Consider the following 23,074-nt stretch of genomic DNA (forward strand, 5'->3'; position numbering starts at 1 on the left):
AGTCAAGTTGAGCTATGCCGACTCAATGCTTGGTGTCGGTCGATTGTTCCCCAGGGCGTGTTCGCCGTGAGCGATCACCTCTGCCGCGGTGGCGGGGCACCCGTGGACGGAAACCGTTTCGGTCCCGGGTCGACGGCTGGGTCGTCCCGTGCCGGGCGGCGCAGCTCCTGGTCGAGCCCTGGGGACACACGATCGACGCGGGCACGGCCGAGCACGTCACCCGGCACGCCCTCGACGCGGTGATCGACGAGGAGGCGGTGACCTGGGCGGGCGGGGGGCTCAAGGTGTTCGACGACCCGGCGACGGTCGGGGCCGACTCGGCGAGGGCTGGTGGACCGGCTTCGGGCCCGGCCGCCTGCTGCCGGCCCGGCTGACGGCCACGGAGGCGCCCACCGTCCCCGACGGTTCCGGCCGCGCGTCCGGACCCGCGCCGGCGTCACGCCGGCGATGTGAACGCTCGCACCGGAGGCCTTCACACAGGGCGCGGAGAGAGGCGCACCGGCCCGGATCACCGGAGGGACGGGCGCTGTACGAGGCGTCGGGCCGGCGGGGAAAGCCCGTCAGACGAGCGCGAGGTTCACGGGCACGGGGGCCGGTCCGGCCGCCGTCAGAACGCTTCCGGCGCCGCCGGGCACATCCACGTGCCGTCCGTCAGGGCGGCCAGGACTCGGCGCTTGATCTCGGCACGCTGCGGGCTGCTGACGAGGGACAGGGGCAGATAGCCGGCGTGCTCCTCGTGCGTGCGCAGTTCGGCGCGGATGAAGGCGTACTCGGAGGGATGCCCTTCGACCAGGAGCAGGTCGGCCGCCGCTTTGGCCTCGGACACGGCCATCGCGTACGGACTTTCGAGTGCCCGCTCACGCAACGCCTGGGTGATCTGCCGGATGTACCGCTTGCACTCCATCCGCCGCTGCTGGACGGCAGCGAGGAAACGCCGGGCGTTGAGTACCGCGCCCGCTTCCGCCTCGGGAAGGGCGTAGAAGTCGTGGGGGAGCGTGCCCAGCGCGTGCGGCGTCTCCGTACGAGCCTTTTCCGCGGCCACCGCCCCCAGTTCCCGCAGGGCGTTCTCCCACCGTTTGAGCATCAGGGGATGGCGCAGCGCCATGTCACGTTCGTCCTGGTCCTTGGCATCGTCGGCCGCGGCCAGCCGCACGGCGGTGTCGCTGCCGGTGAACAGCGCGTCGACCTCCGGGGAACGCGGCGCGGAGAGCCGGCCCTCGGCAACGGCGTACACGATCTCGTCGTGCACGTCGCGGAACGCGGGGGGCTCCGCCATGTCGTTCAGGTGCCGCAGGGCGCGCTCCCGCTGGACCAGTTCGGCGTACTCGCCCGGGAACGCGAGCCTCAGCCAACCCTGAGCCGTGAGACGGGAGTTCATACCGCTCTTGCGTTCCCGGCTGTTGTTGAAGTCGTTGCGCCGCAACTTCTTGACCAGTACGGCGGCCTCGTGGGCGCGATGGCGGACCCGGCCCAGCCGGTGCTCGGTGACCTCCAGGCGAGGGTCGCCGGTGTAACGCATCCGCTCGGAGGCGACCTGGAGCTCTCCGCCCGCGCACAGCAGGGCGTCCTGCCAGTCCAGCCGCCATTCCGCCTTGCGCAGCAGTCGGCCGGTGCGTGGCGGGAGAAACCTCCCGTGGACGGCTTCCGCGATGGCCACGGTCACGAGGTTGTCGAAGCTTTCGGTGATCAGCGCGACGAGCCTCTCCGTCGGAACACGCTCGACATCGGCGACGCGCAGCCTCTCCCCCACACCGGCCCCCCTCGGCAAGCACTGACATCCCGTGCGACCCGTACTGGCCGGTCCCACGTTTCCGGCAGGTTATCCGGATTCACGTAATCAGACAGTGACTTTCCGTGATTGTCCCGAAGGCCGGGCCGGGCGCACCCCGACGTTCCGCCCGTTCCGCCATCGCCGAACCCACGGCCACGTGGCGACCCCGACGGCCAGCGCCATCACATGCCCCCAGTTGGTCAGGGGATCGGTGTACGCGACGAGGTCCCGCACCAGCGTCCCGCCGAACACCAACAGCACCGGCCACCCCAGCCAGGGCCGCAGCAGCGCCGCCAGCGCCCCCGCACTCGCCGCGACCCCGAAACTGATCCCGTAGTCGAGCCGGTGCGACGAACTCCCGGGCAGCCACCCCACCAGCACGGCGAGCCCCACCGGCACCTCGGTCGCGAGGGTGGCCAGTACATGCCCGAGCGCGAACACCCCGGCAGTACGCAGCCCTCCGATCCGCCGCTCCAGCGCGGTGAGGACGAGCAGGAAGACAACGGCGTACGGCGATGTCACGCCCCCCACGACCCACAGCGCGCTGGTGACGAGCACGAAAACCGGAGTCCGTAGGAGGTGGGCGACATCCGTGCTGGAACCCTGGTGGAGGGCGTGCACGAGGGCGGGGTCGGCGTGTTCGGCGATGAACCCGGTGACGAGGAGGACGGTGGCGTACGTGAAGGTGAACGGGGTGCCGGTAGGGGTGGGGAGGAGGTGCCAGGGGCGAGGGGCGCGCCTCCCGGGAGCGGCTCCTCCAGGATCCGCGGGTCGCACGGACACGGCTTCCGCCGGCCCCCGTTGCCCCGGCATCCCGTCCAGCAGCCGCACGCTCTCCGCGACGGGCGCGTCCGAGGGCTCCGGTGGAGCCGTCGTCACGTCACCCTTCGTATCGGCCCGTTCCACGATGAGGCGCTCCTTCCGTTTCACCCCAGCCTTCGCCCCGCCGATGCCGCTGTCTGTGACCCGCGCCACGCACCGGCCGATTCACAGCAGGCCGACAGAACCACCAAGGACGAGCAGGCCCCGGCCGCGCTGCGAAAATGCCCCCATGACCCGCATCACCGCCTCCCACGACACCCCCGAAGTCCTGGACCGCCGCGAGGGCCCGTACGGCGAAGTCGTACTGCGGCGGCACGGCAGGTTGCTGCAGATCATCGCCAACGGGTGCTTCCTGATGGACACTTCGGACGGCCGGTCCGAGCGTCTGCTCATCGACGCGGCTCTCGACGCCCTCACCCCCGCCGGCCGAGCCTCCGCCCCGCACGTCCTCATCGGCGGCCTCGGCGTCGGATTCTCCCTCGCGCACGCCGTGTCCGACCCCCGCTGGGGCGGCATCACCGTCGTCGAACGTGAACCCGCGATCATCGACTGGCACCGGAGCGGGCCACTGGCGGAAATCTCCTCCCGTGCCGTCTCCGACCCCCGCACCGAGCTCGTAGCAGCCGATCTCGTGAGATACGTCAATGAGACATCGGCCACATTCGACGCGCTGTGTCTCGACATCGACAACGGGCCCGGCTGGACCGTCACCGAGGACAACCAGAGCCTGTACTCGCAGGCCGGACTGGCAAGCTGCGCAACGGTGTTGAGGCCGGGCGGGGTACTCGCGGTGTGGTCCGCGCAGCCCTCTCCGGAATTTGAGGGAACTCTCCGGAATGCCGGGTTCCAGGGGGTGCGTACCGAAGAGATCCCCGTTGCCCGGGGAGTTCCCGACGTCGTCCACCTCGCCGTCAGGCCTGGATAGCCCTCACGTGGTGACTGCCCGTACTCTGCTCCCCTGACGCCGATCACTCATACGATCAGTCGTGCGTCAATCGCAGTCATGCGCGGACAGGCGCAGCCAAGGAATCACCCCACTGGTTCCGGAAAGCACACTCAGGGGCGGGCGATGGAGCAGACACACACCTCCCAGAACGGCGCGACGGCGACTCCCGGCGCCCAGCGCCGGGTTCTCGTGGTCGAGGACGACCCGACGATCGTCGACGCCATCGCGGCCCGTCTGCGGGCAGAGGGATTTCTCGTGCAGACCGCGGGCGACGGGCCGGCCGCCGTCGACACCGCCGAGGCATGGCAGCCCGATCTGCTGATTCTCGACATCATGCTGCCCGGCTTCGACGGGCTGGAAGTATGCAGGCGAGTGCAGGCTCAGCGGGCCGTGCCCGTTCTGATGCTCACCGCGCGCGACGACGAGACCGACATGCTGGTCGGGCTCGGTGTCGGCGCCGACGACTACATGACGAAGCCCTTCTCCATGCGTGAGCTGGCCGCGCGGGTGCACGTGCTGCTGCGCCGGGTCGAGCGGGCCGCCATCGCCGCGTCGACGCCGCGCTCCGGCATCCTGCGGCTCGGCGAACTCGAGATCGACCACGCGCAGCGGCGGGTGCGGGTGCGCAGCGAGGACGTGCATCTCACTCCCACCGAGTTCGACCTGCTCGTCTGCCTCGCCAACACCCCGCGCGCGGTGCTCTCCCGCGAGCAGCTGCTCGCCGAGGTGTGGGACTGGGCGGACGCCTCCGGCACCCGGACCGTCGACAGTCACATCAAGGCGCTGCGCCGGAAGATCGGCGCCGAGCGGATCCGTACGGTGCACGGGGTCGGTTACGCACTGGAGACACCGACGCCATGAACCGGGGGCGGCCGGCCGCGCGGAGGAGCCCCGGGGAGCCCTGGGGCGGCGTACGCCCGTTCTCGATCAAGACCAAGCTGGGCGCACTGGTCGTCGTCTCGGTGCTGATCACCACCGGTCTGTCCATGATCGCGGTGACCACCAAGACGGAGCTCCGCTTCATCACGGTCTTCTCGATGATCGCCACACTGCTGATTACGCAGTTCGTGGCCCATTCGCTCACCGCGCCGCTGGACGACATGAACGCGGTGGCCCGCTCCATCTCGCACGGCGACTACACGCGCCGGGTGCGCGAGAACCGCTGGGACGAGTTGGGCGACCTGGCCCAGACGATCAACGTCATGGCCGACGAGCTGGAAGCCCAGGACCGCCAGCGCAAGGAGCTGGTGGCGAACGTCTCGCACGAGCTGCGCACACCCATCGCGGGACTGCGCGCCGTGCTGGAGAACGTCGTTGACGGGGTCTCGGCCGCCGATCCGGAGACCATGCGGACGGCCCTCAAGCAGACCGAGCGCCTCGGGCGGCTGGTGGAGACCCTGCTGGACCTCTCCCGGCTCGACAACGGGGTCGTACCGCTGCGCAAGCGCCGGTTCGAGGTCTGGCCGTATCTCTCCGGGGTGCTCAAGGAGGCCAACATGCTGGCCTCCACGCGCGCGGGCATCGCGTCGGGCTCCGGCGGTCACACCCGTAACGACGTCCATCTGCACCTCGACGTCAACCCGCCCGAGCTCGTCGCGCACGCGGACCCCGAGCGCCTCCACCAGGTCGTCGCCAACCTGATCGACAACGCGGTCAAGCACAGCCCCGCGCACGGCCGGGTCACGGTGAAGGCGCGGCGCGGGCCGCTGCCCGAGTCGCTGGAACTGGAGATCCTGGACGAGGGTCCGGGTATTCCGCGCTCGGAGTGGCACCGGGTCTTCGAACGGTTCAACCGCGGTGGCGTCAGTTCGCCGCACGGGCCCGGCAGCGACGGCGGCACGGGCCTCGGGCTGGCGATCGCACGCTGGGCGGTCGATCTGCACGGCGGCCGGATCGGTGTGGCCGAATCCGAGCGAGGCTGCCGGATTTTGGTCACCCTTCCGGGAGAGTCATCTGTTCCAAGTTGACGTAAAGTTCGAAGCGGAGCCGCAAGATCCACCTGGACGTCCGCGCAGACGGACGCGCGTGGACACGTGTGATTACTCACAGGCCCGCGCATTTGGTGCGCCCGGGCGACAATTCGCGCTTCCCTCACGTGTCCCTTTCGGACCGGAACCACGCTTGTTTCCCGCCATTTCACCCCCCGAAACCCGATTGTTGATGTGACTTACGCGACGATGAACAGACCCGGACTGACCTTTCGGCCACGGGGGCGTAGCCTTGATTCCCGCTGTCCATCACCTTGTGAAGCCACCTTGTGAAGCGGAAGAGGGCGGTTGCCGCCGTGTCGCCACAGTCCCCCAGTAACTCATCGAGCATCTCGACCGACGAACCCGCAGGTAACCCTGCGGCTGCGTTCGGACCCAATGAGTGGCTCGTCGACGAGATCTATCAGCAGTACCTCCAGGACCCGAATTCCGTAGACCGTGCCTGGTGGGACTTCTTCGCCGACTACAAGCCCGGAGCGGCCTCCGTTCCCACGGCTACGGCGGGTACTGCGGCCGCGGGGGCCGCAGAGACCACCACGACCGCCCCAGCTGCGCCGGCCGCCCCCGCGGCTCCCGTGACCCCGACCGTCCCCGCGCCTGCGCCTGCGGCTGCTCCCAGGCCCGCCGCAGCCGCCCCGGCCGCGGCTCCGGCAGCTCCGGCCGCGAAGCCCGCCGCAGCGGCTCCCGCCGTTGCCAAGCCGAAGGCCGCTCCTGCGGCCGAGGCCGGCGCCGTGGATGGTCCGGAGTTCGTGACGCTGCGCGGCCCCTCAGCGGCCGTGGCGAAGAACATGAACGCCTCGATCGAGGTGCCCACGGCCACGTCCGTGCGCGCGGTCCCCGTGAAGCTGCTCTTCGACAACCGCATCGTCATCAACAACCACCTGAAGCGCGCCCGGGGCGGGAAGATCTCCTTCACCCACCTCATCGGCTACGCGATGGTGCAGGCCATCAAGGCCATGCCGTCGATGAACTACTCCTTCGCGGAGAAGGACGGCAAGCCGACCCTGGTCAAGCCGGCCCACGTCAACTTCGGCCTGGCCATCGACCTGGTGAAGCCCAACGGCGACCGCCAGCTCGTCGTGGCCGGCATCAAGAAGGCCGAGACGCTGAACTTCTTCGAGTTCTGGCAGGCCTACGAGGACATCGTCCGCCGCGCCCGCGACGGCAAGCTGACGATGGACGACTTCACCGGCGTCACGGTCTCCCTGACCAACCCCGGCGGCCTCGGCACCGTTCACTCGGTCCCGCGTCTGATGCCCGGTCAGTCGGTCATCATGGGCGTCGGTTCCATGGACTACCCGGCGGAGTTCCAGGGCACGTCCCAGGACACCCTGAACAAGCTCGGCATCGCGAAGGTCATGACGCTCACGTCGACCTACGACCACCGGGTCATCCAGGGCGCCGCCTCGGGCGAGTTCCTGCGTGTCGTCGCGAACTACCTGCTCGGCGAGAACGGCTTCTACGACGAGATCTTCGAGGCGCTGCGCATCCCCTACGAGCCGGTCCGCTGGCTCAAGGACATCGACGCCTCGCACGACGACGACGTCACGAAGGCCGCCCGCGTCTTCGAACTGATCCACTCCTACCGGGTCCGCGGCCACGTCATGGCCGACACCGACCCGCTGGAGTACCGCCAGCGCAAGCACCCCGACCTGGACATCACCGAGCACGGGCTCACCCTCTGGGACCTGGAGCGCGAGTTCGCGGTCGGCGGCTTCTCCGGCAAGTCCCTGATGAAGCTGCGCGACATCCTCGGCGTGCTGCGCGACTCGTACTGCCGCACCACCGGCGTCGAGTTCATGCACATCCAGGACCCCAAGCAGCGCAAGTGGATCCAGGACCGCATCGAGCGCCCGCACAGCAAGCCGGAGCGCGAGGAGCAGCTGCGCATCCTGCGCCGGCTGAACGCGGCGGAGGCCTTCGAGACCTTCCTGCAGACGAAGTACGTCGGCCAGAAGCGCTTCTCCCTTGAGGGCGGCGAGTCCGTCATCCCGCTGCTCGACGCGGTCATCGACAGCGCGGCCGAGTCGCGCCTGGACGAGGTCGTCATCGGCATGGCCCACCGCGGCCGCCTCAACGTCCTCGCCAACATCGTCGGCAAGTCGTACGCCCAGATCTTCCGGGAGTTCGAGGGCAACCTCGACCCGAAGTCGATGCACGGCTCCGGCGACGTGAAGTACCACCTGGGCGCCCAGGGCGTGTTCACGGGCCTGGACGGCGAGCAGATCAACGTCTCGCTGGCCGCCAACCCGTCCCACCTGGAGACGGTCGACCCGGTCATCGAGGGCATCGCCCGCGCCAAGCAGGACATCATCAACAAGGGCGGCACGGACTTCACGGTCCTGCCGGTCGCCCTGCACGGTGACGCGGCCTTCGCGGGCCAGGGCGTCGTGGCCGAGACCCTCAACATGTCCCAGCTGCGCGGCTACCGCACCGGTGGCACGGTCCACATCGTCATCAACAACCAGGTCGGCTTCACGGCGGCGCCCGAGTCCTCGCGTTCCTCGATGTACGCGACCGACGTGGCGCGCATGATCGAGGCGCCGATCTTCCACGTGAACGGCGACGACCCCGAGGCCGTCGTCCGCGTCGCTCGCCTGGCCTTCGAGTTCCGCCAGGCGTTCAACAAGGACGTCGTCATCGACCTCATCTGCTACCGCCGCCGGGGCCACAACGAGTCCGACAACCCGGCGTTCACGCAGCCCCTGATGTACGACCTGATCGACAAGAAGCGCTCGGTGCGCAAGCTCTACACCGAGTCCCTCATCGGTCGCGGCGACATCACCCTGGAAGAGGCCGAGCAGGCGCTCCAGGACTTCCAGGGCCAGCTGGAGAAGGTCTTCACGGAGGTCCGCGAGGCCATCTCCGCCCCGGGCGAGGCCCACGTCGGCGACCTCCGGGCCGAGTTCCCGGTGGCCGTGCCGACCGCGGTCTCCCAGGAGGTCGTCAAGCGCATCGCCGAGTCCCAGGTCAACATCCCCGACCACGTCACCGTCCACCCGCGGCTGCTTCCGCAGTTGCAGCGCCGGGCGTCGATGATCGAGGACGACACCATCGACTGGGGCATGGGCGAGACGCTCGCGATCGGCTCCCTGCTCCTGGAGGGCACCCCGGTGCGCCTCTCGGGCCAGGACTCCCGGCGCGGCACCTTCGGCCAGCGGCACGCGGTGCTCATCGACCGGGTCACGGGCGAGGACTTCACCCCGCTCCAGTACCTGGCGGACGAGCAGGCCCGCCTGAACGTCTACGACTCGCTGCTCTCCGAGTACGCGGTCATGGGCTTCGAGTACGGCTACTCGCTGGCCCGCCCCGACGCGCTCGTCATGTGGGAGGCGCAGTTCGGCGACTTCGTCAACGGCGCGCAGACGGTGGTGGACGAGTACATCTCGGCGGCGGAGCAGAAGTGGGGCCAGACGTCCGGCGTCACGCTGCTGCTTCCCCACGGCTACGAGGGCCAGGGCCCGGACCACTCGTCCGCGCGCATCGAGCGGTTCCTCCAGCTGTGCGCCCAGAACAACATGACGGTCGCTCAGCCGACGCTCCCGTCGAACTACTTCCACCTCCTGCGGTGGCAGGTGCACAACCCGCACCACAAGCCGCTGGTGGTCTTCACCCCGAAGTCGATGCTGCGCCTCAAGGCGGCGGCCTCGAAGACGGAGGAGTTCACGACCGGCCAGTTCCGCCCGGTCATCGGCGACGAGTCCGCGGCCCCGGCCGACGTCCGCAAGGTCGTCTTCTGCGCCGGCAAGCTGTACTACGACCTTGAGGCCGAGCGTAAGAAGCGCGGCATCACGGACGCGGCGATCATCCGCATCGAGCGCCTGTACCCGCTCCCGGGTGCGGAACTCCAGGCGGAGATCGCCAAGTACCCGAACGCCGAGAAGTACCTGTGGGCGCAGGACGAGCCGGCGAACCAGGGCGCGTGGCCCTTCATCGCCCTCAACCTGATCGACCACCTGGACCTGGCGGTCGGCGCGGACATCCCGCACGGCGAGCGCCTGCGGCGCATCTCGCGCCCGGCGGGCTCGTCCCCGGCGGTGGGTTCGGCGAAGCGTCACCAGGCGGAGCAGGAGCAGCTGGTGCGTGAGGTGTTCGACGCTTAGGCCTCCGTCATGTGTTCTCAGGAGGGTCGTAGTACACGCCCAGGTGCCTGATCCAGTCGGTGTTCTTCTCCCGCAGCCCGTTGCGGATCCACAACCCCCGTACGCGGGCGAGAAGTCCACACCGAGGGCGCGAGCCTCATCGGGCACGGCGGTGCCGTCGTCCGCGGTGGCATGGCAGCACCAGAGCGGTACGGCGTTCAGCGGAGCGCCACGGAGAGTGCTCGGGGGGCGGTGAGGCCGGCGAGAACCCCGCGCCCAGTGGGAAGCAGGCCCAGCACGGCGTCCGGCTGCTGCGGCGGCTCCAACTCGGCCAGCAGGCCTACAGTTCGGCCCGCTCGTCGGACGGACGGTTCGTGTCCTCCCATCGCCGACCAGCATGGTGCAGATCATGCGTGCGTACAAGGCGGTGCCACAGCCCGGCGCCCTGCCCGCTCTGCGGGCACAGGTAGATCACCTGGATCTGCGATGTTCCACGACGCCCCCCCGAACCTGGTGACTACAGGTGAGGCCGGTGTGCCTGTGCGAGCACGCGCGCGCGGGGAGGACCAGTGGGGTTCCGGCAGGCAGGGCTTGCGATGTGTGCGCATAACCTGGAAGGGCACGACCACCGGTCCACGACAGTCCCGAGCAGTCCCCAGGAGAACATCCGTGTACTTCACCGACCGAGGCATCGAAGAACTGGAGAAGCGGCGCGGCGAGCAGGAGGTCACCTTCGAGTGGCTCGCCGAGCAGCTGCGGACCTTCGTCGACCTCAATCCCGACTTCGAGGTACCGGTGGAGCGCCTGGCGACCTGGCTGGCACGGCTGGACGACGAGGACGACGAGTAGCCCGTCAGAACGCCCCGCGCCCCAAAGGGACGCGGGGCTTTCGCATGTGCGGCCCCGAACGGGTGTCTTGACTTTCCGTGACCGAGATATATCGTGAATAGCGGAACACGCGATATGACGTGTCATGTCCTGTCCCTGCCTCAGCCTGCCCATTGACCGTTCGCCGTTCGCCGTTCGCCGTTCACCGTTCACACAGGGGGTCCGCATCATGTCCACCACATCCGAGTGGTCCGTCAAGGAGCCCGGCAAGCTCACCTTCGACGACCCCGTCACGGGCCTGCACGTACGCATCGTCAACGGAACGGTGAACGTGGTGGGCACCGACGAGGACTCGGCCCGTCTGGAGGTCTCCGCGATCGAGGGCCCACCCCTGCTCGTGACGCAGGAGGACGGCGTCCTGACGGTGGCGTACGAGGACCTGCCGTGGAAGGGCATCCTCAAGTGGCTGGACCGCAAGGGCTGGCGCCGCACCGCGGTGGTGTCCCTGGCCGTCCCGGCCGGCACACGCGTCGAGGTGGGTGTGGTCAGTGCCGGCGCGGTGGTCTCGGGGCTCGACGGGCCGACGGTGGTGAAGGGCGTCACCGGCGACACGACGCTCGTCGGCCTCTCCGGTCCGGTTCGTGCCGACACGGTCTCGGGCAGCCTGGAGGCCCAGGCCGTCACGGGTGATCTGCGTTTCAACTCCGTCTCCGGCGACCTCACCGTCGTCGAGGGTTCCGGACCCTCCGTGCGCGCGGAGTCGGTGAGCGGCTCCATGATCGTCGACCTCGACCCGGAGGGCCCGACGGATGTGCACCTGACGAACGTGTCGGGCGAGATCGCCATCCGGATCCCGCACCCGGCGGACGCCGAGGTGGAGGCGAACACGGCGAGCGGAAGGATCTCGAACGCCTTCGACGGACTCCGCGTCCACGGCCAGTGGGGCGCTCATCGCGTCACGGGCCGGCTGGGCGCCGGCACGGGAAAGCTGCGGGCGACGACGGTATCCGGCTCGATCGCCCTGCTCCGCCGTCCCCAGCGGGAGGACGAGCAGGCCGAGAAGGGTACGACAGCCACCCCGACCACCGACGATCAACCCACCCCGGGGGACAATTCCGGCCCGACGAACAAGAAGGTGCTCTGACATGCCTCCCGTCTTCGCCCACGGCCGCCTGCGCCTCTACCTGCTGAAGCTGCTGGACGAGGCCCCCCGCCACGGCTACGAGGTGATCCGCCTCCTGGAGGAGCGCTTCCAGGGGCTGTACGCGCCGTCGGCGGGCACCGTGTACCCCCGCCTGGCCAAGCTGGAGACCGAGGGCCTGGTCACGCACACCACCGAGGGCGGCCGCAAGGTGTACGCGATCACGGACGCGGGCCGCGCCGAACTGGCCGACCGCAGCGGCGAACTGGCCGACCTGGAACTTGAGATCCGCGACTCGGTCGCCGAACTGGCCGCCGAGATCCGGTCCGACGTCCGGGGCGCGGCGGGCGACCTGCGCAGGGAGATGCGTGCGGCGGCGAGCGAGGTCCGCAGAGAACCCGGAGCTTCCGGTGAGCAGGGGGACCTCGGCGACAAGGAGGCGTGGCGCGCCGCGAAGGAGGAGATGCGACGCGTCAAACAGGAGTGGAAGGAGCAGGCCCGGCGCGCGAAGGACGAGAGCCGCCGGGCCCGCGACGAGGCCCAGCGTGCCAGGCACCAGGCCAAGGAGGCGCAGGAGCACGCCCGCGCCCAGGCACAGGAAGAGGTGCAGCGCATCGCCAAACGCGTCCAGGAGCAGGTCCAGGACCACTTCTCCAGGGGTGACTGGCCGACGGGGGTCCGGGAAGGACTGACCGAACTGGCCAAGGAGTTCGGCGAGTTCGGCAGGGACTTCGGAAAGGACATCGGCAGGGGCCTGGGCAAGGACTTCGGCTTCACCCGCCCCGGCGGCTCGACGCCCCCCACGGCACCCGAACCGGAGTTCACGGACACTCCCCCAGATTTCCCGGCCGGCTACGAACCGTCCTGGGCCCACGAGGGATCCACCGGCAACCCGGCCCGTGACCTGGACCGACTCCTCGACCGCTTCCGCGACGACATCCGCGACACGGCCCGCGACCACGGCGTCGCGGAGCCCCAACTCCAGGAAATCCGCCGCCACTTGTCAACGGCCGCAGCACACGTGGAGGCGGCGCTGCGGACACCGAAGGCGTGAACGGGAGTGCCCGGGAGAGCAGGGCACTCACCGAACGCCTTCCGAACCCGCCCGCCCTCTCAGCCCGCCTTCGCCTCGCCCCCGCCGTACAGCACACGGCTCAGGGTCTCGTAGGTGACCCCCTGGTCGGCGAGAACCTCTGACGGCACACCGGGCCGGGCCACCAGGGCGAGAAGGATGTGCTCGTCGCCGATCCGGCGGTCACGGTGGGCCACCGCGATGCGCAGGCACCTCTCCAGCACCTCCTTGCCGTCCCGGCTGAAGGTGGTGCGCCCCGACCACCAGCCCCGGCCCCTGCGATCGCCGGACATCGCGCCGACGCCGTGCATCTCCTCGACCCGGGAGACGAGGTCGGACACGTCGATACCGAGCCCGGCGAGGGCGTCGGCCTCGGCCTGGGACAACCCTGCGCGGCGCCTGGCGTCTGCCAGCGCGGCCTTCACCGGCTCCTTGCGGTCGGCGAGCCCGAGCGAGGCCAGCGCGAAGGAGGCCCGGCTCGCCTCGCGGTCGAGCAGCGCGAGCAGCAGGTGCTCGGCGTCGACAAACCGACTGCCGGCACGCTCGGAGTGCTCGACGGCACCCCTCACCACGGCGCGCGCATCGCTCGTGAACCGTTCGAACATCACTGCCTCCCGTATTTCTTGTGCACGGCCTGCCTGCTGACACCGAGTTCCGCGGCGATCTCCTGCCACGACCAGCCCTGGTTGCGCGCACTGCGCACCTGCACGGCCTCCAACTGCTCGACCAGCTTCCGCAGCGCGGAGACGGCCCGCAGTCCGACCCGCGGGTCGCGGTCGCCCGCGCGCTCGGCGAGATCTGTTGCTTCGGTCATGACGTCAACTTAGGTTGACACGCTGGTCGCCGTCAACCCCGATTGACGCCACGGGGTGCGTGGACACGCGAACGGCGGGCCCGGAAGCCCGGGCCCGCCGCAGACGGACGTGCGTGACGCAGACGGACGTACGTGACAGTGATCAGGAGGTGGTAAGGACGATCTTGCCGAACTGGTCGCCGGATTCGAGGCGTTCGAAGCCCTCGCGAGCCCGGTCCAGCGGGAGCACCTCGTCGATGACGGGGCGTACGCCGGTTGTGGCGCAGAACGACAGCAGGTCCTCCAGTTCGTCCTTCGTGCCCATCGTCGAGCCGACGACCTTGAGTTCGAGGAAGAAGATGCGGGTCAGTTCGGCGTGCGATGGGCGGTCGCCGCTGGTGGCGCCCGAGATGACGAGTGTGCCGCCGGGCCGCAGCGACTTGACCGAGTGCGACCAGGTGGCGGCCCCGACCGTCTCGATCACGGCGTCCACGCGCTGCGGCAGCCGCGCCCCGGACTCCACCGCCTCGACGGCGCCCAGCTCCACGGCCCGCTTCCGCCTGGCCTCGTCCCGGCTGGTGGCGAAGACCCGCAGGCCCGCCGCCTTGCCGAGCACGATCGCGGCGGTCGCGACACCGCCGCCGGCGCCCTGCACGAGCACCGAGTCGCCGGGGCGCACGCCCGCGTTGGTGAAGAGCATGCGGTACGCGGTCAGCCAGGCCGTGGGCAGACAGGCGGCCTCCGCGAAGGAGAGCTCCTTGGGCTTGGGCAGGACGTTCCACGCCGGTACGGCGACCTGCTCGGCGAACGTGCCCTGGTAGCGCTCGGTGAGGATGGAGCGGGGTTCCTTGGGGCCGACGCCGTGACCGGTCTGGCCGATGACGGAGTGCAGGACGACCTCGTTGCCGTCCGCGTCGACGCCGGCCGCGTCGCAGCCGAGGATCATCGGCAGCCGGTCCTCGGGGAGGCCCACTCCGCGCAGGGACCACAGGTCGTGATGGTTCAGTGAGGCGGCCCTGACGTCGACCGTCGTCCAGCCCGGGCGCGCCTCCGGAGCTGGGCGGTCACCCAACTCGAGTCCGTCGAGCGGGTGGTCGGGGTCGATGCGGGCGGCGTAGGCAGCGAACATGACCTTGACGATAGGGGGCCCGGCGGGCCCGGGGGAACGGTGGGGCGCTGTGACACACGCCCTGTTGATATCACCCCCGCCGCCCCTACGTCCCACCCCTGGGGGCTGCACCCCCAGACCCCCGCCACGGCCCTGAACGGGCCTTGCAGTCAAACGCCGGACGGGCTGAGATACCCGGGGCCTGGGCTGGGGAAACAGTTCGGGCAGGCGGGTGGGCAGAGAAATGGCCCCACCGCGACCGGCGGGGCCACCCACGACCAGCGCTCAGCGCCGAGCGACACCCTCGGCACGAGCCGCCGCCGCGACCGCCGCCGTCACCGCGGGAGCAACCCGCGCGTCGAACGGTGACGGAATCACGTAGTCGGCGGCCAGATCCTCACCGACGACCGCGGCCAGCGCCTCCGCCGCCGCGATCTTCATCCCTTCGGTGATCCGCGACGCCCGCACCTGCAGTGCCCCCGCGAAGATCCCCGGGAACGCCAGCACGTTGTTGATCTGGTTCGGGAAGTCCGAGCGCCCGGTCGCGACGACCGCCGCGTACTTGTGCGCGACGTCGGGGTGCACCTCGGGGTCCGGGTTGGCCATCGCGAACACGAACGCGTCCTTGGCCATCGAAGCCACCGCCGCTTCCGGGACCGTACCGCCGGAGACCCCGATGAAGACGTCGGCGCCTGCCAGGGCGCTCTCCAGCGACCCCGTGAGCCCGGCCTTGTTCGTCAGCTCGGCCAGCTCGCGCTTGACCGGCGTGAGGTCGTCCCGGTCCACCGAGACGATGCCCTTGCGGTCGGCGACGGCGACATCGCCGAGCCCCGCCTCAAGGAGGAACTTCGCGATGGCGACACCCGCCGCGCCCGCGCCCGAGATCACCCCACGCAGTTCCCCGAGCTCCCGCCCGGTCAGTCGCGCGGCGTTGCGCAGGGCCGACAGGGTCACCACCGCCGTGCCGTGCTGGTCGTCGTGGAAGACGGGGATGTCCAGCCGCTCCTGCAGCTGCCGCTCGATCTCGAAGCACCGCGGTGCCGAGATGTCCTCCAGGTTGATCCCACCGAAGGACGGCGCCAGCCGGACCACCGTCTCGACGATCTCGTCCACGCCCGTGCAGGCCAGCGCGATCGGGACCGCGTCCACGCCGCCGAACTGCTTGAACAGGATCGCCTTGCCCTCCATCACCGGAAGGGAGGCCTCGGGGCCGATGTCCCCGAGTCCGAGCACCGCCGTACCGTCGGTCACGACCGCGACGACGGACGACTTCCAGGTGTAGTCGTTGACAAGTTCGGGCTGCTCGGCGATGGCGGTGCACACCCGGGCCACTCCGGGTGTGTACGCGAGGGACAGGTCGTCCTTGTCCCGGATGGGCACGGTTGCCTGCACGGCCATCTTGCCGCCCCGGTGGAGAGCGAACGCCGGGTCGAACTCACCGGTGTCACTGTCCGTGTCGATGTCGCTGCGAGGATTGACGATCTCCGCTGCCACTGTGTTTTACCCCTTAAGTCTTCACGGTTTGAGGGTGGCCACTCCTGGTGAGGGGTGGGCGGGCACCGCGCAAGGCCCCGGTGAGTGATGCGCACGGGCACGAACGCGACGGGCGCGCCGCACACGCGCCCTGAGCCCCTGATGAGGGGTGTAAAGAACCTTCTTACCGGACGGAGGACACCGACGACGACCCCATAACGCGAAGGTCACACGCGGGCGACACGACTCATCACCACACACGGCCACATACCCGGGCATGATCGATCAAATCGAGAGGCGAGCCGGGGTACACGCGGAGGCCGAGTCGGACGGAGTCCTCACGCGGCCGTCCACGCCGAGATACATGCGGATGCAGCAGCGGCTCACCTGGCGAGATATGCCGGAGATCTTCCGGCCGGAACCGGTGATTCCCGTAGAAGATCCGGGAAAGTCCGGCTCCGATGCACCGACCTGACGCCCAGCGGGGGTCACCCGTTATCCGATTTTGACATAGCCGGTCGCCTGAATGCCCAAGTCCGAATGGCAAGATGCCGTAATCACACAAGGTCGCGACACTCAAAGATGCGTGCACAAGTCGACCCGCCGGTTTTGTCCGCCTTCTGGGCGGGCGCCGGCCCCAATGGCACACCATCCATCCGCCGGAGGAACCCACCATGACCGCAAGCTCCACCGTTCGTACGACCGCCGCGCAGAACCGGCTAGCCGCGGTCGGTGCGATCGCGGTCGCGGGCGCCCTGCTGCTCACCGGCTGCGGTGACCAGACCAAGGACAAGGACAGCGGCTCGGCCACCGCCTCGACGAGCTCGGCCCCGCTGGCCGACAAGCTGCCCCAGGACATCCGGGACAAGGGCGTCGTCACCGTCGGCTCGGACATCGCGTACGCACCGGTCGAGTTCAAGGACGACTCCGGCAAGACGGTCGGTATCGACCCGGATATCGCGGACGCCATGGGCAAGCAGCTCGGTGTGAAGTTCGAGTTCCAGAACGGCACCTTCGACACCCTGATCACGGGTCTGCGCTCCAAGCGGTACGACATCGCCATGTCCGCGATGACCGACACCAAGGACCGCCAGGAGGGCACCGAGAACGGCAAGAAGGTCGGCGAGGGCGTCGACTTCGTCGACTACTTCACCGCCGGTGTCTCGATCTACACCAAGAAGGGCGACGACCAGGGCATCAAGACCTGGTCCGACCTGTGCGGCAAGAAGATCGCGGTGCAGCGCGGCACGGTCTCCGAGGACCTCGCCAAGGCCGAGTCGGCGAAGTGCACGGGCGGCAAGAAGATCACCATCGAGTCGTACGACAACGACCAGCAGGCCCAGACCCGGGTGCGCGCGGGCGGCGCGAACGCCGGCTCCTCCGACTTCCCCGTCACGGCGTACGCGGTGAAGACCTCGGGCGGCGGCAACGACTTCCAGGTCGTCGGTGAGCAGGTCGAGGCGGCGCCGTACGGCATCGCGGTCGCCAAGTCGAACACCCAGCTGCGGGACGCCCTGAAGGCCGCGCTCGACGCGATCATCGAGAACGGCGAGTACGGCAAGATCATCGCCAAGTGGGGCGTCGAGGACGGTGCCGTGACGTCGGCCACCGTCAACGGCGGCAAGTGACCCGAGGCTCACGGAAGCTACGGGCACTGAAAGGCAACACCCGTGACTGCTGACATCGACAAGTCGACAGGCCCGGCTGACACTCCCCCGGCCGGACCGGAGGCCATCAAAGCCATCCCGGTCCGGCACTACGGGCGGTACGTCTCCGCCGCCATCGCGATCGCGATCTTCGTCTCGATCGTCTACGCGTTCGCCCAGGGCAACATCAACTGGGGCGCCGTACCGGACTACTTCTTCGACGACCGCATCATGACGGGCGTCGGGAAGACCCTGCTGCTGACCGTCCTCTCGATGCTGATCGGCATCGTCGGCGGCATCCTGCTCGCCGTCATGCGGCTGTCGAGGAACCCGGTGATGTCGACCATCGCCTGGTTCTACATCTGGTTCTTCCGCGGCACCCCGGTACTGGTCCAGCTCGTCGTCTGGTTCAACCTGGGCCTGGTCTTCACGTACATCAACCTCGGTCCGGTCTACAAGGACTACTGGTCCAGCTTCATGACGCCGCTCCTGACGGCGCTGCTGGGCCTGGGCCTGAACGAGGCCGCCTACATGGCGGAGATCTGCCGCGCCGGCCTCCTGTCGGTCGACGAGGGCCAGACCGAGGCCTCGCACGCCCTGGGCATGAGCCACGCCAAGACCCTGCGCCGGATCGTGATCCCGCAGGCGATGCGCGTGATCGTGCCGCCCACGGGCAACGAGGTCATCAACATGCTCAAGACGACCTCGCTGGTGTCGGTGGTGCAGTTCGCCGAACTGTTCCGCTACGCCCAGGACATCGGGCAGACGTCCGGTGCGCCGGTGGAGATGTACTTCCTCGCCGCGGCCTGGTACCTGATTCTCACCTCGGTCCTCAGCGTCGGCCAGTACTACATCGAGCGGTACTACGCGCGTGGTTCCAGCCGTACCCTTCCGGACACACCGCTCCAGAAGATCAAGGCGAACATGCTGTCCCTCGGAAGCTGGAGGCGCTGACCATGGGCGCGGAAAAGGTCACCGGCACGGCTCCGGCACAGTCCGAGGCCGTCGCGATGGTCAAGTCGGAGGGCGTCCACAAGTCCTTCGGCCCGGTCGAGGTCCTCAAGGGCATAGACCTGGAGGTGAAGTCGGGCGAGGTGTTCTGCCTCATCGGCCCCTCCGGCTCCGGCAAGTCGACGTTCCTCAGGTGCATCAACCACCTGGAGAAGGTCAACGCGGGGCGCCTGTACGTCGACGGGGAGCTGGTCGGCTACCGCCAGAAGGGCGACAAGCTGTACGAGCTGAAGGACAACGAGGTCGCGCTGAAGCGGCGGGACATCGGCATGGTCTTCCAGCGCTTCAACCTGTTCCCGCACCTGACGGCGCTGGAGAACATCATGGAGGCCCCGGTCCAGGTCAAGGGCGTCAACAAGACGCAGGCCCGCGAGCGCGCGGGCCAGCTCCTGGAGCGCGTGGGCCTGGCCGACAAGGCCGCCACCTACCCCTCGCAGCTCTCCGGCGGCCAGCAGCAGCGCGTGGCCATCGCCCGGGCCCTGGCCATGGACCCGAAGCTGATGCTGTTCGACGAGCCGACCTCGGCCCTGGACCCGGAGCTGGTCGGTGACGTCCTGGACGTCATGCGCGACCTGGCCGAGTCCGGCATGACGATGGTCGTCGTCACCCACGAGATGGGCTTCGCCCGCGAGGTGGGCGACAGCCTCGTCTTCATGGACGGCGGCGTGGTCGTCGAGTCCGGCAACCCGCGCGACGTCCTGACGAACCCGCAGCACGAGCGGACTCAGTCGTTCCTGTCCAAGGTGCTCTGACGACGGCTGACATACGGAAGGGGCGGTACGGGGATCCCGTACCGCCCCTTCCGCACTGCGCTAGTCCTTTGCCTTCAGCAACAGCTTCGGGCTGAGGACCAGTTCACGCAGCTGACTCTTGATCAGCGGCAGCTCGTCGAGGGGCCTACCCAGTGAGTCCGTGCCCGTGAAGCCGGTCGCGTCGTCGACCTGGACGTAGCCGCCGCTCTTCAGATAGAGCGTGGCGCTGAGATACGTGTCCCACGTCTGGATCTTGTTCGTGGCCGTCAGGACATTGAGGTGGTCCAGGCTCTCCCGGAACTCCAGGACGTTGCCGTTCGGCAGCCTCTCGAAGGTGCAGTTCTTCTCCCGGTTGTAGGGCAGGACGTACGCACTGTTACTCCAGTCCTTGGCCGCGTCGGGCCGCCAGGTGCAGGGGTTCGCCCAGCCTTTGGACCGACTCTTGCTGAACACGCCGTCGACCCTGAGGTACCCGACGCCCCCGTCCCTGCTGACCGAGTAGTCGCCCTGGTACGGGCCGATCCGGCCGGTCTGCACATATTCCGGCGTCCAGAAGAAGTCGCCGGGACGCAGGTCCACTTCACGGATCTCGCCGATCCCGGCGGGCAGCAGCTTCGCGAAGCGCGCCGCGTCCTCGGTCGCCTCGCCGGCGGGCTGGGCCGTCCCCACGTTCGGCCCAGCCTCGTCGTAAGTCAGCCACCCGGGCCCCACGACCGCACCCGCCGCGACCGCGGCCGCCACGACGACCGTCGCCCCGCCCCACCGTCGCCGCCGCAGCCGCGCGGCCCGCGCGAACACCGCCTCCGTACCGCCAGTACCGCGCGTACCGCCCCCCGCCGGCGCGGAGACCCCCTCCAGGGCCCGCCCGAGAAGATCGCGCCCCTCCAGCCACGTCTCGACCTCGTCGATCTCGTCGATGCTCATACGTGTTCCTCCCGCACCGCGGCCCTCATCGCCGCGATTCCCCTGGCCGTGTGGCTCTTGACCGTGCTCACCCGCATGCCGAGCAGGTCCGCGGTGTCGTTGACGCTGAGGTCCTCCCAGTAACGCAGCACCAGCACCGCCCGCTGCTTGGGCGCGAGCTTCGCCAGCGCGGCGCGCACCATCAGCCCCGTGTCGTTGTCGGCCGACTCGGCGGGCGTCTCCGGCAGTTCGCCGTAGGCGTGCTCGCGCCGCCAGAAGCGCCGGCGTCCCGCGATGAAGGTGTTGATCAGCGTCTGCCGCGCATAGGCCTCGAGGTTGTCCAGCCGCCCGTACCTGCGCGCGCCGAGGACGACCTTCACCAGCGTCGTCTGTACGAGATCGTCGGCCTCGTCACGGTTGCCGCAGAGCAGATAGGCGCTCCTGAACAGCGCCGTACGTCTGCCCTCCACGAAGGCGTGCAGAGTCGCGTCCGCGCCCCGCATCATCCTTCCCCCCTCTCCCGGTCCACTGGTCGAAGACCGTCTCACCCTTTCCAGTGCCGTGGGGGCCCGCACAGGACGCGGCGCACACGGAAAAGGCGGTACGGATTTCTCCCGTACCGCCGGAACCCTCCGCGGCCCCTTGCCCACTGGGTCACTTGAGCGCGAGCAGCAGCGTGTCCGAGGGGGAGCACCACACGGGACGCGCCTCCGCGAACCCCTTCTGGCGCAGCACGCGCGCGTGCCACTCGGCGGAGGGCATGTCGCCCTCGGCGTGCTCGCCGTAGATCTCGAAGCGGCGGGCGGTCGGTCCGGCGAGGACGGGGTCCTGCGCGGCGAGCTGCCACCATTCCGCCCAGTCGACGGCGCCGCCGTGTTTGGCCTGATCCATACGTGCGTGGCGCTGTGCGCGCTCCGCCGCGTTGATCCGGGGCGTGCTGTCGTCGATCATGTGGTCCGCGTTCATGAACAGACCGCCGTCGCGGACGACCTCCGCGATCCGGCCGTAGAGGTCCGCGAGGGGTTCGCTGTGCAGCCAGTGCAGGGCGGTGGCGGTCAGAACGGCGTCGTACGAGCCGTACGGCAGCCCGCTGATCCACTGCGGGTCCTTCAGGTCGGCCGTGACGAGAGTGACGCGGTCGTCGTCCGCGAAGGTGCCCTCGGCGATGGCGAGGAGCGCCGGGTCGAGGTCGACGCCGGTGCTGGTGGCCTCGGGGAACCGGTCGAGCAGGCGGGACGTGATACTTCCCGTGCCGCACGCGAGGTCGAGGACGCGCGGGGCGGGGCCGACGAGGGCCTCGACCATGTCGAGCATGATCCGGAACCGTTCCTCCCGGTCCGGCATGTACCACTCCTGCTGCCGGTCCCAGCTCGTCTGCCAGGTGTTCCAGCCGGTCTTGGCGTTCGTCCCGGTACTGGTGGTCATCGAAGCCCCTCCGTCGGCCGCTCACTCTGAACGCATGCGTAATACCCTGGAAGCAATGTCAGTCGTTACTTCCTCGGATCCACGACCATAGAACGCCCCCGTAAGGACTACAAGTGGAACTGGCCTATTACTCGGACTACGCAGTGCGCCTCGTCAACACCGAGGAACCGGCGCGTGGCAAGGACGTGCTGACCTCGATCGACGCGGTGCGCGATCTCTTTGGCGCCAACCAGCAGGCCGCCCGTCGCGCCACCGACGCCGACGTGACCCGCTTCCGCTCCGTTCGGGCCCGGCTGCGCGCGGTCTTCGAAGCGGCGGACACCGGCGACGAGACGCTCTCGGTGGACCTGCTGAACTCACTCCTGCTGGAGTTCCCGGTGAGCCCGCAGATCTCCGGGCACGACTTCCGGGACGACGACGGCCGCCCGCTGTGGCACATGCACCTCGCCGACCACCCGTCGAACGCGACCGCGGGCTTCGCGGCGACCGCCGCGATGGGCCTGGCCTTCCACCTCACCGAGTACGGCGTGGACCGCCTGGGCCTGTGCGAGGCGCCGCCCTGCCGCAACGCCTACCTCGACACCTCGACGAACCGCTCCCGGCGCTACTGCTCCGACCGCTGCGCGACCCGCGCCAACGTGGCCGCCTACCGCGCCCGCAAGCGCCTGGAGGCGGACCGGTCCGAGAAGACGGGCCTGGCGGCCGCCACCGCCCAGCGCAGCAGCGCCAGCGGCGAGCGCTGACCGGGCTTCAACGGCCGGTACCGGAACCGCACCCTGCCCAGGATCAGTTCGTGCGGCACGGTCCCGTAGTCGGTGCTGTCGCCGCCGGCGAAGGAGTTGTCCCCGAGCACCCACCAGCCGCCCTCACGCCGCTCCGCGGCCCGTTTGACGACCAGCAGGTCCTGCTGGAACGGATGGCGCAGGACGACGATGTCGCCGACCCTGACCCGGTTCCCGTACCGCACCACGAGGAAATCGCCGTGACAGAGCGTCGGCACCATGGACGGTCCTGTCACCTCGACCCACCCGAAGGGCTTCGCGGCCCCTCCATGCTCGCTCCCGTGTTCGTTCATGTGTTCGCTCTCCTGCGACAGCTCCGGCATCCCGGCACCTCCCCGGTCCTCATCCTCCGCCAGTCCCAGTCTGACCGTTCCTGGAGACTGAGCGGAAGGTGAGTCCTGTTGCCAGGACCCATGCTCAGTCGAACGCCCCGACGGTGTCGGGCGTTCTGGTTGCCCGCGTTCGCTCCGCGTCCGGGCGGCACGGATCGTGTCCGTGGTCCGGGGATGCGGGGGCGGGTTCCCTCACGCC

The 23,074-nt window shown here is 69.3% G+C and carries 22 protein-coding genes and 1 pseudogene; 12 read left to right on the forward strand and 11 right to left on the reverse strand.

Annotated elements, in window-relative coordinates; genetic code table 11:
* Positions 1-14 precede the first annotated feature (14 nt).
* Complete coding sequence (locus RB628_RS04655; RefSeq protein WP_318318969.1) at positions 15-374, forward strand: hypothetical protein; 360 nt, start codon at positions 15-17, stop codon at positions 372-374.
* Between the two features lie 233 nt (positions 375-607).
* Here the strand turns inward: RB628_RS04655 and RB628_RS04660 are convergent, their stop codons facing one another.
* Together RB628_RS04660 and RB628_RS04665 are read right to left on the reverse strand one after the other, a co-directional pair.
* A complete protein-coding gene (locus RB628_RS04660; protein WP_318318970.1) occupies positions 608-1,750 on the reverse strand; it encodes a hypothetical protein in 1,143 nt (380 codons plus the stop codon).
* Between the two features lie 87 nt (positions 1,751-1,837).
* A complete protein-coding gene (locus RB628_RS04665; RefSeq protein WP_318318971.1) occupies positions 1,838-2,677 on the reverse strand; it encodes a rhomboid-like protein in 840 nt (279 codons plus the stop codon).
* A gap of 154 nt (positions 2,678-2,831) precedes the next feature.
* On the opposite strand from RB628_RS04665, the gene RB628_RS04670 reads away from it, so the two are divergent.
* The 7 genes from RB628_RS04670 to RB628_RS04700 all read left to right on the forward strand — a co-directional run bounded on the left by RB628_RS04670 (position 2,832) and on the right by RB628_RS04700 (position 12,632).
* Positions 2,832-3,518, forward strand: a complete 687-nt coding sequence (locus RB628_RS04670) for a spermidine synthase (RefSeq protein WP_412180593.1) — start codon at positions 2,832-2,834, stop codon at positions 3,516-3,518.
* A 144-nt stretch (positions 3,519-3,662) separates the two neighbouring features.
* A complete protein-coding gene (locus RB628_RS04675) occupies positions 3,663-4,400 on the forward strand; it encodes a response regulator transcription factor (RefSeq protein ID WP_006383578.1) in 738 nt (245 codons plus the stop codon).
* Positions 4,397-5,506, forward strand: a complete 1,110-nt coding sequence (locus RB628_RS04680) for a HAMP domain-containing sensor histidine kinase (protein WP_318318973.1) — start codon at positions 4,397-4,399, stop codon at positions 5,504-5,506. Before RB628_RS04675 ends, RB628_RS04680 begins: the two co-directional genes overlap by 4 nt.
* A 317-nt stretch (positions 5,507-5,823) precedes the next feature.
* Positions 5,824-9,630: a multifunctional oxoglutarate decarboxylase/oxoglutarate dehydrogenase thiamine pyrophosphate-binding subunit/dihydrolipoyllysine-residue succinyltransferase subunit gene (locus RB628_RS04685; RefSeq protein WP_318318974.1), complete on the forward strand. Its 3,807-nt coding sequence runs from the start codon at positions 5,824-5,826 to the stop codon at positions 9,628-9,630.
* Between the two features lie 648 nt (positions 9,631-10,278).
* Entirely contained in the window at positions 10,279-10,458 is a 180-nt protein-coding gene (locus RB628_RS04690) for a DUF6104 family protein (RefSeq protein ID WP_046418474.1), read from the forward strand.
* A gap of 208 nt (positions 10,459-10,666) precedes the next feature.
* Positions 10,667-11,581 (forward strand): DUF4097 family beta strand repeat-containing protein, encoded by a 915-nt coding sequence (locus RB628_RS04695; RefSeq protein WP_318318975.1) that lies wholly within the window; start codon positions 10,667-10,669, stop codon positions 11,579-11,581.
* A 1-nt stretch (position 11,582) separates the two neighbouring features.
* Positions 11,583-12,632, forward strand: a complete 1,050-nt coding sequence (locus tag RB628_RS04700) for a helix-turn-helix transcriptional regulator (protein WP_318318976.1) — start codon at positions 11,583-11,585, stop codon at positions 12,630-12,632.
* A gap of 59 nt (positions 12,633-12,691) precedes the next feature.
* Here the strand turns inward: RB628_RS04700 and RB628_RS04705 are convergent, their stop codons facing one another.
* From RB628_RS04705 to RB628_RS04720, 4 genes are all read right to left on the reverse strand, one after another.
* Positions 12,692-13,255 (reverse strand): Clp protease N-terminal domain-containing protein, encoded by a 564-nt coding sequence (locus tag RB628_RS04705; RefSeq protein ID WP_318318977.1) that lies wholly within the window; start codon positions 13,253-13,255, stop codon positions 12,692-12,694.
* Positions 13,255-13,464, reverse strand: coding sequence for a helix-turn-helix domain-containing protein (locus RB628_RS04710; RefSeq protein ID WP_019058236.1), 210 nt, complete (start codon positions 13,462-13,464; stop codon positions 13,255-13,257). The genes RB628_RS04705 and RB628_RS04710 overlap by 1 nt, the downstream gene beginning before the upstream one ends.
* 142 nt (positions 13,465-13,606) lie before the next feature.
* The gene (locus RB628_RS04715; RefSeq protein WP_318318978.1) at positions 13,607-14,572 is read right to left on the reverse strand and encodes a zinc-binding dehydrogenase; all 966 of its coding nucleotides are present in this window, start codon (positions 14,570-14,572) and stop codon (positions 13,607-13,609) included.
* 264 nt (positions 14,573-14,836) lie between these two features.
* Positions 14,837-16,045 (reverse strand): NADP-dependent malic enzyme, encoded by a 1,209-nt coding sequence (locus RB628_RS04720; protein WP_318318979.1) that lies wholly within the window; start codon positions 16,043-16,045, stop codon positions 14,837-14,839.
* Between the two features lie 653 nt (positions 16,046-16,698).
* Here RB628_RS04720 and RB628_RS04725 point away from each other — a divergent pair.
* The 3 genes from RB628_RS04725 to RB628_RS04735 are packed head-to-tail and all read left to right on the forward strand — an operon-like array spanning position 16,699 to position 19,433.
* Positions 16,699-17,652, forward strand: coding sequence for an ABC transporter substrate-binding protein (locus RB628_RS04725; RefSeq protein WP_318318980.1), 954 nt, complete (start codon positions 16,699-16,701; stop codon positions 17,650-17,652).
* A gap of 42 nt (positions 17,653-17,694) precedes the next feature.
* Positions 17,695-18,624 carry an amino acid ABC transporter permease gene (locus RB628_RS04730; RefSeq protein ID WP_318318981.1) on the forward strand — a complete coding sequence of 310 codons (930 nt, stop codon included), beginning with the start codon at positions 17,695-17,697 and terminating at the stop codon, positions 18,622-18,624.
* Positions 18,625-18,626: 2 nt separating this feature from the next.
* Complete coding sequence (locus tag RB628_RS04735) at positions 18,627-19,433, forward strand: amino acid ABC transporter ATP-binding protein (RefSeq protein ID WP_318318982.1); 807 nt, start codon at positions 18,627-18,629, stop codon at positions 19,431-19,433.
* Positions 19,434-19,493: 60 nt separating this feature from the next.
* On the opposite strand, the gene RB628_RS04740 is transcribed toward RB628_RS04735, so the two are convergent.
* The 3 genes from RB628_RS04740 to RB628_RS04750 all read right to left on the reverse strand — a co-directional run bounded on the left by RB628_RS04740 (position 19,494) and on the right by RB628_RS04750 (position 21,761).
* A complete protein-coding gene (locus RB628_RS04740; RefSeq protein ID WP_318318983.1) occupies positions 19,494-20,357 on the reverse strand; it encodes a hypothetical protein in 864 nt (287 codons plus the stop codon).
* A complete protein-coding gene (locus RB628_RS04745) occupies positions 20,354-20,842 on the reverse strand; it encodes a SigE family RNA polymerase sigma factor (protein WP_318318984.1) in 489 nt (162 codons plus the stop codon). Before RB628_RS04745 ends, RB628_RS04740 begins: the two co-directional genes overlap by 4 nt.
* 148 nt (positions 20,843-20,990) lie before the next feature.
* Positions 20,991-21,761, reverse strand: coding sequence for a class I SAM-dependent methyltransferase (locus tag RB628_RS04750; protein ID WP_318318985.1), 771 nt, complete (start codon positions 21,759-21,761; stop codon positions 20,991-20,993).
* 113 nt (positions 21,762-21,874) lie between these two features.
* Between RB628_RS04750 and RB628_RS04755 the strand changes: the two genes are divergently transcribed.
* The gene (locus RB628_RS04755) at positions 21,875-22,504 is read left to right on the forward strand and encodes a CGNR zinc finger domain-containing protein (RefSeq protein ID WP_318318986.1); all 630 of its coding nucleotides are present in this window, start codon (positions 21,875-21,877) and stop codon (positions 22,502-22,504) included.
* Here RB628_RS04755 and sodX read toward each other — a convergent pair.
* Positions 22,408-22,866 (reverse strand): nickel-type superoxide dismutase maturation protease, encoded by a 459-nt coding sequence (gene sodX, locus RB628_RS04760; RefSeq protein ID WP_318318987.1) that lies wholly within the window; start codon positions 22,864-22,866, stop codon positions 22,408-22,410. The genes RB628_RS04755 and sodX overlap by 97 nt on opposite strands.
* A 53-nt stretch (positions 22,867-22,919) precedes the next feature.
* Positions 22,920-23,074: pseudogene (locus RB628_RS42505) on the reverse strand (transposase); the annotation flags it as partial.

This window comes from Streptomyces sp. ADMS, assembly GCF_033441795.1.
In the GTDB taxonomy this organism is placed as follows: Bacteria; Actinomycetota; Actinomycetes; order Streptomycetales; family Streptomycetaceae; genus Streptomyces.